The sequence below is a fragment of the Ureibacillus thermosphaericus genome, from assembly GCF_002370195.2.
In the GTDB taxonomy this organism is placed as follows: Bacteria; Bacillota; Bacilli; order Bacillales_A; family Planococcaceae; genus Ureibacillus; species Ureibacillus thermosphaericus.
This window is the reverse complement of the sequence record NZ_AP018335.1, coordinates 2,063,540-2,075,070: the sequence shown is the minus strand read 5'-3', so window position 1 is coordinate 2,075,070 and position 11,531 is coordinate 2,063,540. Positions and strand designations below refer to the sequence as shown.

Genomic DNA, 11,531 nt, shown 5'->3' with positions numbered 1-11,531 from the left:
AATTTGTTTCTTTAACATGTTTAAATATTTATTCTTTCTGTTTCTACGTACATTATAGACATACAAGAAAAAGTTGCTTTAGGAAGTGTCAAGTAGATCTATATATCGAAAGTTTAAGTTAGGCTTATACACTTTAGTTATATCCAAAGACTACATTAGCAATCGAAATTATATAAATATAGATTGATTTATCGGCATATATAAAATGTCTCAACAGCTCTTTTGCCTAACTTAAACGCCTTACTTTGTGAAATGTTTGCTTATTAATATGAGAGTTTTGCAAAATTAGATTTTTATTAGAATCAATTTCATAAATCATAGTATTTCTGAAGTATAGAGTACCCCTATACTAAAAACTTTGTTTTTTTTTAATTATGCAACTTGGTTTTGTTGCTGTAATAAAGCATTAATTCGATCAACTGCTAGTTTGCAGGTATTATAAATTAACGTCACCAGATTGAAATGCATTTTTGCTTTCTTTCCTGTACGATGACGGACATTGTTTAATTGAAAGTATTCCTTTAAATAAGCGTTAACGCGTTCGACTGCTGTACGTTCTTGATAAAGCAGTTTCCATCGTTCTGTCCCACGTGCTGGATAGGTAAATTTACGGATATCTATATCACATTTGATTTTGAAAACTTTTTGACAAAGGGTGTCTTCTCGTAATGGGCAAGTTGCACATTCCTTTGGACGTGTGAATTTTAATGTATTGTACTTAGCGTCAAAGCTGTCATATTGGTAACTATGTTCACGCACACAGGTTGGACGAAAATGTTCATCGAATCCTATATATTCTCCTTCTCGGCGAACGTTGTAAGGAATCACGACTCGCATGGACTGTGATACAGCTTGACGGTAAATAGGTTCAACATCATAACCAGCATCAAATATAGCTATTGTAAATTGACCGTTTCCTAAGTGATGAAGTTTTTTCAATAACGGAATCGCAGCTTTACAATCACTTAAATTACCTGAGGACATCAAGCGCGTGATGATATATTGACTTTTCGTCGAAACAGCTAAATGGGCTTTATAACCAAACCAAAATGTATTTTTTCCTTTACTATTCTTTTTCACACCCCATTTTGGCTCAATCGGTACATCCTTCCAAAGGGTTTCTAATGGGATATCCAGCTGTTCTTTCAGTTCTTTTTCATAGGTTGATTGATTTCCTTTTTTCTCTACTTGTTCGGCTAACCAAACAGCTCGTTCAGCTTTCGTTTTACGACCACGTTTTTTAGGAGTTTTAGGTGCTTTCTTTTCTGATGGTGTGAAAGCATCACGAGCTTCAAAGTGACTCGCATCGATGGCGACATGTTCATCATTTAGAAAGCCTTCCAACATCGCTGTTTTGATGAGTGTATCGTTCATTTTATCTAGCACATCTGATTCACTAATGACTTGAATCATGCGTGAATAAGAGCTTTCAGATGGTACGACATCAGACACAAGGAATCCACAGTCGAAACGAAATAAAGGATCATGAACCAAACGTTTGACTAAATCCTTGATTGTTGGAATACGTTCGACAATACGTATAATCAGCGATTGAATCATTGCACCATCATTCAATTCACGTGGTGCACCTTTCAATGTCTTTTTAGAAAACAATTGAAATATAGGCTGAATGTCGATTGCACTAAAAATGGCATCATAACGATGGGAACTTTCCATTTCTAATAATTGATGGATGTCAAAAAGAGAAATTTGTTTTACAATAGTCATAGGGTACTCACCTCTTTCGGATGGTTTGTTTGGTTACCTACCATTATAACGAAATTTGGGGAGGTACCCATTTTTTATTGTCTTGAATCCCTTGAAAATCGAGGGGTGAGAATTATGAAATCAACTCAATTAAAAAAATTTTTATTGCATTTTTGATGACGGAAATGAAATCTGCTTTGAACATATTTTGGTTAATTTTTACTTTTTATATATAATACCTATTTTTTTATTAATTTGAAATTCCCTTTTCATCACTCCAAACTCTTTTTTGAATTTTCATTAGGCTTACCAAAAGAATGTCCACTGTTCTTCAACCACACTTACCTTACCAATAAAACGGCCGCGCATTGATAGATACAATGCGACTTTTCCTTGCAAATGTTTGTTAAATCCTTAACAATTTTTCCTTTTATCTTAATTATTTCTATTATTACCCCCCACCACCACAAATCAAAAAATATTTTCATATAAAAAAAACAGAAGCTCTCGACTTCTGTTTTCTAAATAGTAACTATTGTACTTACAGGTGGGGCAATTCGCCCCGCTTTATATTTTATCTTTTGTTAATAGTAACTATTGTCCCTTAATCAATCCATCTTTCTATATTTGTCGGTATCGACAACAAAATTCACAAGACTGCTCCTTTAGGTAATTGTTCAATTAGCTTTTCTGTAGGAGAAGCAGGAGGAATGTCATCTCCATCATCTTCCATACAAGTTCGCATAAGTATCAATGCTTCCTCTACCATCTCTACCGCTTCAAGTAATGTGTCTCCATAAGTAAAGCAGCCTCAAGTGTATGGAAAATTAACGATATAACAGTTATCTTCTTTACTATTTTCAATGATAGAATAAAATTCATATACAGCCATTAAAACACATCCATTGTTGTTCGTGAAATACTTTCTATTTAATTTGAGGATCAATCTCTCTCCCCAAGATATTGTTTATATAACCTCTCCGCTTCCTCCTCCATCTCTTTCACCAGCCGCTTCGGATAGACCACTTTCGCATCAGCCCCCCATGAAAGCAGCCAGCGCACGAGCCCTTTGCTGATGATGGCTCTTGTGATTAAGCGAAAATGGTCGTCGTCCACCCTTTTGATGTCGGAGTTAAGGCCAAAGCGGTCAATCACGGCGGGCGCCAAATTATTTTTAAAAATCACCTCGATGGACGACTCTTCCCCGCCAAACATGAAAAACAGCAGATTGCGATACTTGTTGATATCAAAGCCCGGCTGAACGGCAAATTTCTGTTCCAGCAATCGGATATCCCTGATCCGGTCAATCCGGTAATGATGGATGTCCTCCTCCATCACGTTATAGCCAATTAAATAATACATCTCTTCATTCCAAATGATTCCATAAGGATGGATGAGGTAGGTTTTGGGGTTGGGGCTTCCGGATCGCACAAATTCTTTTTCCACCGAATATCGGCCATATTGGAACTGAATGGCCCTCTTTTCCGCAATGGCCTGGTGAATGGTTTGAACCGTGTTGGCAAATTGCGGACTGTCGATTTTCGCAAAGGTATGGACCAGCTGGTTCTCCAATAAAACCGCTTCATCTTCGGAAACAAAGGCTTTCAACTTTTCGATGATTTGCTGCGTTTCTTTCTCGGATATGAAACGGGCGGAAGAAATGGCATCCATCATATAGCGCAGCTCATGGATTTCAAAAAATCGATCCGCAATCCAATAATGTATAAATTGATTTCTTCCGCTTTGGCTTGTTTCCACTTTGATGAACGATTCCCCCGAAGTCAAAAACTTCAAATCATTTCGAACCGCTTTTAATCCGCCTTCTATTTGATGCATCTCCAAATATTGCAAAATATCTTCAATCGACTTCGGATGTTGTTTGGCAGAATATTTCCATAAATATTCAATAATCGCTAGGAGTCGTTTATATTTCACTGAACCCACCACTTACTAAAAGTTTTGATTTTATTATAAGCCATTACTAGGTTCAATTACTAAATCATCAATATATTGTAAAAATTTTATAAAGTTATCAATCTATTTCTACCTCTGTCCTTTTGGATAACCAAATACTGTAACTACTAATCCGGAAAAAAACAATACAAGGAACCAAATAATTATTCCTTTTATTTAGTCAACCAAAATGGAAAAGCAGTGAAATATTACGATGGTTACTCGGAGGAAGAGAAAGGCGTACCATACGATACAATTGCGATTGACTTAGAAACTTTAATTGAAGAAGGGCCACAAGATTGAGCTGCTTAACGTAAAAAGCTAAGCAGCCCGGAAATACACGTAATATTGTTCATTCAATGATCACAACCGGTTCAAACAACCAATCTCTTGATTTGTAATTATTATCATCTCTATTTATAACTTCCCGAATGATGCCATTTTCAATTAATAAATCTCTAAACCTTTTGCTCAGAAATACAGGTCTATACGCCCAGCTTCCATTGGCTTTCAACTCTTTCATGATATTTATATCTTTAATAGGGCATTGTTCAAGATTCCTTTTATTATAGTGATATGGGTAATCAATCCGCCCCCTAATGTTACATGTTTGACATCGTTCTTCCGGTTCCGTGATAAAATAATAATGTTTCATTTCGGAACTCCACGATGGAAGAACATTTGTAGGAATCACTTGAAATACGGGCTGTGCAGGCTTTTTGCCGCTATGTATCACCTCTCTCAATTCGTACCCTGTTATTTCCCACTCTTTCATTAAATGCGCCATTTTCTCCGATACAACCCAGTAATCGACACCGACATTGACCATATATCGATTCCCCACTTTTGAAGTATCCATGACTAAAGGGGAAGTCTGAACTTTTTCCTGAAGGCCGCAAGATGGGCAAATCGTCTTCCATTCAATTCCATCCTTTTTGTGTTCCAAAAATGCTTTGGGTGAATTACCTGTAGAACTTAACTTAAATAATGGCGATCTTTCAAAATCCAAATGATGAAACTTGCAGGAAAATGATTCACCACATGAAATTTGATATTCTTGTTTTAAATGTGAAATGAGATATGAAAGTGTACCGATTCCTTCCTTTCCGTTGATTCGGATTGGAACTTGAAGATATACTTCAGTCCCCATTTTCGGCTTATCCGGAAAGTTTAATGAAATATCAAATTTCTAGAAAACCCTTTCAAGCTCCGTTTTTAAAGAATATTCAGCAAAAAAGCCAATACTTATATAAGCTTCCATGCTGAATCATCCTCTTTGGTAAGATTTTAGGGAAGGTTTCAAAGATTTATTCCTTAGTTTTATATTGTAAACATTTAGGGAATTTTTTACAAAATAGTTTTATTGGAACTTGGTAGGAAAAGTATTGTTTTTATGAGAAATTCTTCAGGTAGTTTTGATATTGATAAAGTTCTATTAAACTTACTGAGCTTCCTTAGTATCATCAAACATCACAGATATTTGAAAATAAGATAGTGGGAAATAATGATATTCTCCAACATTTTGAGTGCTTGCTGGCAATCTTAAATCTATCCATTCATGTATCATTTTTATAAACTGTGTATATACTTTGTATATACACTTTTATTTTGAGGTGATATAATGAGTGCAGATAAGTATTTAGGCAATCAAAAAAATTTAGGAGGAAATCACATGGCAACCGTTACTGCACAAAAATGGGGAAACAGTTTGGGCATTCGGATCCCAAAAGAGGCAGCTGATAAATTAGGTATCAAACAGGGGTCGGAAATGATATTACGAATAAATGAAAGTGATGGAATCATCACATTGCAACCAAAAAAAAGTCGTAAAAAATACAATTTAGAAGAATTGGTATTCCAAATCACTCCGGAGAAAAGACATGAAGAAATTGACTTTGGAATTGAAGGACGTGAATTGATTTAATGTCGAAAGAAACGTTAAATCGAGGAGATTTTATTATTTTAAACTTTCATCCGCAAGCCGGCCATGAACAAGCCGGTACAAGGATTGCTATTGTTTTGTCACCAAGAGCTTTTAATGAAGCAACGAATTTTACGGCTGTTTGTCCAATCACAAATCAACTAAAAGGTTATCCGTATGAAGTTGCATTGCCAAAAGAAGGCATCTTCGTTAAAGATGGCAATCCAATTACCGGATCGATTTTGGCTGACCAAGTTAAAACATTAGATTTATCTGCACGTTACTATAAAATTTTAAAGAAGTATAATCCCCAAGATGAACAAATTGAAATCATTAATGAAATCATTGAAGAATGTTTAGCCAAAATAGAAACATATTTAGGGTTCTAAGTGGTTGTCAGCTCTTTTTTCGATAAGTCCTTTGCTTACAACTCATTTGTTAGAAAGAAATATAGAATTAACAATAAAAAATTCTATACAAAACGAGGATGGGACAAAAGATAAAAAACACCATTTTCTTCCGTGAGAAAATGGTGTTTTTTGATAATTGAAGAAAATTGATTTCCGTTCCGGGGACGCTTTCCGCGGGCCCGGCTCGAGCCCAATGTCATCAACTTATATTTACAATTAATGGAAGTTTATTAAAATACCAATTTTTAATTTAATATTCACAAAGATAGGTAATAAGACTCTTGTGTTTTTAAAAAGTCCACCAAAATCGTTTTAGAAGCCAATTTTTGGTTAATAAAACGAGGATGGTGGTTTTTTTGAAATCAAAAAGTACTTTTTTAGGGGCAATTGAGATTACTCGAAAGATGCTGAATGATGTGATGTTTATGATTGAATCTCGAACAAAGGAAACGTACTTTACGCGAAAAGAAAAGAAGTTAAATTTCAAAAATACAATTTTATTTAATTTAAATTTTGTCAAAAAGAGTCTTCAGATTGAACTTGACGACTTTTTTGACAAGTTTAATTTATCAGATATTAGTATTTCTAAACAAGGCTATTCTGCTGCACGAAAGAAGGTTTCTCCCCTCGCTTTTGTAAAACTCTCAAAAGCGATTGTTAATTGGTATTATGAAGAAAATTCTTTTAAAACTTATCGTGGATTTAGGCTTTGCGCAATTGACGGAAGTGTATTACAAATACCTGACACCGAGGAACTTCGAAATTATTTTGGGTATGGAAGAAATCAAAGGTCAAGCTATGCAAGAGCTAGAGCCTCTTGTATCTATGATCTTGAAAATGGGATTATAATAACTTCTAAAATCGATCCTTATAAGGTAGCTGAGCGAGATAGTGCAAAGAATATGATTAAAGAACTCGTACAAACCGGATTGAAGAACGACCTAATTTTGTTTGATAGAGGTTATCCGTCAAGAGATTTTATCGCTTTTTTAGATGCCATTGGCATCAAGTATCTTATGCGATGTCAAAAAAATACGATAAAGGAAATTGTCGAAGCGAAGAAAGCTGATCAAATTATACAAATAACACATGAGGGCCAAGTGGTTAATGCTCGTGTAGTTAGGTTCTTACTAGATTCTGACACAGAAGAAATACTTGTCACAAATCTAATAGAGGAAGGCTTCAATATTTCTGAGTTCAAAACTCTTTATTTTAAACGCTGGGGAATTGAAACTGAGTATAATAACGTGAAAAATAAAATCGAAATAGAAAATTTTACGGGTGGTTCGAAAATCGCAATTGAACAAGATTTCTATGCATCAATATATTTATCGAATATGGTCAGTTTATTGAGAAATGATGCCAATGAAACAATTAATGAGGAGAGTAAGAAAAAAAGACGAAAACATGATTATCAAGTAAACACAAATATCTTAATAGGAAAATTAAAAGATAGGATGGTTCACTTATTATTAGAAGATTGTCCAATCAAAAGAGAGAGAATGTTTACAAAAATCATGAAAGTGATTATAAGAAATAAGACACCTATTCGGTTTGGGAGAAGCTACCCACGAAGGAATGGTCTGTCCTCAACAAAGTATCCCCTAAACCAAAAAAGGTGTCTATAAACAATACATAGGATAAATATAACCTATTTGTTTATTAAATGTAAATAAATTAGGGGCTTAAAAAATAAATATTTAAGCCTCGGGCATTCTATTGCCTTTTTTACCTAACTTTAGAAAATGATTAAAGCTATAAAGGATGATTTAATATTTTTAAAAGGAGGCAACCGGTGGTTGCCTAATAACTGTAAATTTTTGGTTCAATAACTTTATGACATTGGGCTCGAGCCCAATGTCATCAACTTATATTTACAATTAATGGAAGTTTATTAAAATACCAATTTTTAATTTAATATTCACAAAGATAGGTAATAAGACTCTTGTGTTTTTAAAAAGTCTACCAAAATCGTTTTAGAAGCCAATTTTTGGTTAATAAAACGAGGATGGTGGTTTTTTTGAAATCAAAAAGTACTTTTTTAGGGGCAATTGAGATTACTCGAAAGATGCTGAATGATGTGATGTTTATGATTGAATCTCGAACAAAGGAAACGTACTTTACGCGAAAAGAAAAGAAGTTAAATTTCAAAAATACAATTTTATTTAATTTAAATTTTGTCAAAAAGAGTCTTCAGATTGAACTTGACGACTTTTTTGACAAGTTTAATTTATCAGATATTAGTATTTCTAAACAAGGCTATTCTGCTGCACGAAAGAAGGTTTCTCCCCTCGCTTTTGTAAAACTCTCAAAAGCGATTGTTAATTGGTATTATGAAGAAAATTCTTTTAAAACTTATCGTGGATTTAGGCTTTGCGCAATTGACGGAAGTGTATTACAAATACCTGACACCGAGGAACTTCGAAATTATTTTGGGTATGGAAGAAATCAAAGGTCAAGCTATGCAAGAGCTAGAGCCTCTTGTATCTATGATCTTGAAAATGGGATTATAATAACTTCTAAAATCGATCCTTATAAGGTAGCTGAGCGAGATAGTGCAAAGAATATGATTAAAGAACTCGTACAAACCGGATTGAAGAACGACCTAATTTTGTTTGATAGAGGTTATCCGTCAAGAGATTTTATCGCTTTTTTAGATGCCATTGGCATCAAGTATCTTATGCGATGTCAAAAAAATACGATAAAGGAAATTGTCGAAGCGAAGAAAGCTGATCAAATTATACAAATAACACATGAGGGCCAAGTGGTTAATGCTCGTGTAGTTAGGTTCTTACTAGATTCTGACACAGAAGAAATACTTGTCACAAATCTAATAGAGGAAGGCTTCAATATTTCTGAGTTCAAAACTCTTTATTTTAAACGCTGGGGAATTGAAACTGAGTATAATAACGTGAAAAATAAAATCGAAATAGAAAATTTTACGGGTGGTTCGAAAATCGCAATTGAACAAGATTTCTATGCATCAATATATTTATCGAATATGGTCAGTTTATTGAGAAATGATGCCAATGAAACAATTAATGAGGAGAGTAAGAAAAAAAGACGAAAACATGATTATCAAGTAAACACAAATATCTTAATAGGAAAATTAAAAGATAGGATGGTTCACTTATTATTAGAAGATTGTCCAATCAAAAGAGAGAGAATGTTTACAAAAATCATGAAAGTGATTATAAGAAATAAGACACCTATTCGGTTTGGGAGAAGCTACCCACGAAGGAATGGTCTGTCCTCAACAAAGTATCCCCTAAACCAAAAAAGGTGTCTATAAACAATACATAGGATAAATATAACCTATTTGTTTATTAAATGTAAATAAATTAGGGGCTTAAAAAATAAATATTTAAGCCTCGGGCATTCTATTGCCTTTTTTACCTAACTTTAGAAAATGATTAAAGCTATAAAGGATGATTTAATATTTTTAAAAGGAGGCAACCGGTGGTTGCCTAATAACTGTAAATTTTTGGTTCAATAACTTTATGACATTGGGCTCGAGCCTCCTCTGGCTCCTGCGAGGTCTCGAGAGGGCTCGTCGCAGGAAAGCTTTGAATTTACTTCCTTGAACTTGCTCCGCTTTGCGACTAAGCGTGCGCGACAGGAGCACTCGCCCCGTCACTCCTATCAATTTTCTACGATATCAATTTTTTACAAAAAATTCTTTTTGCAGCTCGTTCATTTTATTAGTTATATCCCAGCCTCAGAGGCCATTTAAATTAAAAGTAAGCATGTTTTTTCCCAACATAAGGTTTTTAATAAATTTTTTTGTAAAGTAAAAGTTTTATGACTTTTCCCCCTTGCCCCCACTTTTAATGGGGTGATTGTTCTTTATAATCTGCAATCTGCTTTACATTTGGTTCTGCTTCAATTTAAGAATAAGCCTATCAAAATGTCCTTCATATTTTACAAGTTGATAAAAACTGAAAATACCCCATTATTGCCATGATAATATATTTGCTTTTCTAAGCCACTTGAACAATTACTTACTCGACAAGAACAAAGGGGCATCAAAGGCCACTTCATTAATTACGTGAGCATTTTGCATATTTTTTGACCCAAGAGCCATAAGGATTTCAAAGACATAAAAAAGGACTTCACCCCTAAAATGTAGAATTTTTGAAGTGACGAAACAACAAAAAATTCAAAAGGAGGAAGTCACTTTGTATATTCTACAAGAAAGCCTATTTTCCTTTGAAGAACTGCAAAAATTAGAGTCAAAAGAGAAATTACCTATCTTTTTTAGCTCGCTTGATTTACGCCCTTATGCTAAACAGTTGAGAAGTTCTTCACCCCGAGGGGCTGACGGTCATTCCAGAGAAGGGATTCTAAGGGCTCTCATCGCTGCCCCACTCGAAGGCATCGACACCTTTACCGCCCTTCATCATCGATTGGATAAAGACCTTCGTTTCCGTTATCAATGCGGTTTATCGATTGATCGCCCCGCACCGTCTATCTCCACTCTCAGCCGGGTTTTTGCAGCACTTACCAAAAAAAAGCTGGCTGAAAAGATCTTCCTTGACTTGGTACAGTTAGCTCAGGAGGAAGGAATAATTGACGGCAGCCACCAGGCCATCGACAGTGCCGCCATTGATGCCTATGAAAAGAAACAGCCCAAAAAGCGTAGTGAACAAACGGGTAATGCCAATTGGGGCGCAAAATATGATTCCTTCGGCAATAAAATTACCTGGTTTGGCTATAAGATGCATCTTTCAGTCGATACCGCAAGCGAACTGCCAATGGCCATAAAAGTAACCCCTGCCCATGTGAACGATGGAGAAGTCGCACCAGAATTAATCGAGCAAGTGGCAGAGCGTACCAAATCCAAAATTGAATTTCTGATCATGGATGGCGGATATGACCAACTAAAAAACTATGAATCAGCCAAAAACATTGGAGCGCAAGCCATTATCCCGCTCAATTTGCGCAACGAAAAAGAGCCTCCTGAAGGGATTTCTTCCAATGGAACTCCGCGTTGTTCCATGGGTTATGAAATGACTTATTGGGGAGCTGATAAGGACCAGCTCAAGTTCAGATGTCCTCACGCAACCGGCAAAGTGGATTGCCCATTAGGAATGGCAGCCTGTTCATCTTCCAACTATGGAATGGTGGTAAAAGTCGACATCAAAAAGGATGTGCGCCGATATTCCAATCCGCACCGTGATACAAAACGTTGGAAAGAGCTTTACAACGAGAGGACAAGTGTAGAACGCTGTAATTCAAGAATGAAAAGCTACCTTACGTCGAACTCCCTACATGTATGGGGAATTGAGAAAGTAAAGAGCCATATTTACCTGAACGCTATTGTATTACTTGTTTCAGCGCTAGCGATGGCAAAGGAAAATAAAGGGAAGAAAGCCGCTTAAAAAAATTCAATGTGAAAAATTCTGCAGGTATGCCCAAAAACAGGATTATTGTAATATTTTGTAAAATAACATGCTGGTAGCTATTTGTCGAGTGCTTTATTTTTTATACTTTTATCCAAAAAATCTAATTTTGCAAAATGCTCACGTATGTACACCACA

The 11,531-nt window shown here is 35.3% G+C and carries 9 protein-coding genes; 5 read left to right on the top strand and 4 right to left on the bottom strand.

The genetic code is table 11. The features are described from left to right. Positions 1-372 precede the first annotated feature (372 nt). From UtA1_RS09960 to UtA1_RS17655, 4 genes are all read right to left on the bottom strand, one after another. The gene (locus UtA1_RS09960; protein ID WP_096550894.1) at positions 373-1,728 is read right to left on the bottom strand and encodes a transposase; all 1,356 of its coding nucleotides are present in this window, start codon (positions 1,726-1,728) and stop codon (positions 373-375) included. 628 nt (positions 1,729-2,356) lie between these two features. Next, complete coding sequence (locus UtA1_RS17915; RefSeq protein ID WP_331854370.1) at positions 2,357-2,476, bottom strand: hypothetical protein; 120 nt, start codon at positions 2,474-2,476, stop codon at positions 2,357-2,359. A gap of 173 nt (positions 2,477-2,649) precedes the next feature. Further along, the gene (locus UtA1_RS09955; protein WP_096550893.1) at positions 2,650-3,642 is read right to left on the bottom strand and encodes a helix-turn-helix transcriptional regulator; all 993 of its coding nucleotides are present in this window, start codon (positions 3,640-3,642) and stop codon (positions 2,650-2,652) included. Positions 3,643-4,012: 370 nt separating this feature from the next. Further along, on the bottom strand, positions 4,013-4,810 hold the full coding sequence (locus UtA1_RS17655; protein ID WP_232019829.1) for a hypothetical protein: 798 nt from the start codon (positions 4,808-4,810) through the stop codon (positions 4,013-4,015). Between the two features lie 471 nt (positions 4,811-5,281). Between UtA1_RS17655 and UtA1_RS09935 the strand changes: the two genes are divergently transcribed. From UtA1_RS09935 to UtA1_RS09915, 5 genes are all read left to right on the top strand, one after another. Further along, positions 5,282-5,584 carry an AbrB/MazE/SpoVT family DNA-binding domain-containing protein gene (locus UtA1_RS09935; protein ID WP_096550892.1) on the top strand — a complete coding sequence of 101 codons (303 nt, stop codon included), beginning with the start codon at positions 5,282-5,284 and terminating at the stop codon, positions 5,582-5,584. Continuing rightward, positions 5,584-5,970 carry a type II toxin-antitoxin system PemK/MazF family toxin gene (locus tag UtA1_RS09930; protein ID WP_096550891.1) on the top strand — a complete coding sequence of 129 codons (387 nt, stop codon included), beginning with the start codon at positions 5,584-5,586 and terminating at the stop codon, positions 5,968-5,970. The genes UtA1_RS09935 and UtA1_RS09930 overlap by 1 nt, the downstream gene beginning before the upstream one ends. A gap of 377 nt (positions 5,971-6,347) precedes the next feature. After that, a complete protein-coding gene (locus UtA1_RS09925; RefSeq protein ID WP_096550285.1) occupies positions 6,348-7,619 on the top strand; it encodes an IS4 family transposase in 1,272 nt (423 codons plus the stop codon). A 392-nt stretch (positions 7,620-8,011) separates the two neighbouring features. After that, on the top strand, positions 8,012-9,283 hold the full coding sequence (locus UtA1_RS09920; protein ID WP_096550285.1) for an IS4 family transposase: 1,272 nt from the start codon (positions 8,012-8,014) through the stop codon (positions 9,281-9,283). Between the two features lie 886 nt (positions 9,284-10,169). After that, positions 10,170-11,372, top strand: a complete 1,203-nt coding sequence (locus tag UtA1_RS09915) for a transposase (RefSeq protein WP_096550268.1) — start codon at positions 10,170-10,172, stop codon at positions 11,370-11,372. Positions 11,373-11,531: the final 159 nt, after the last annotated feature.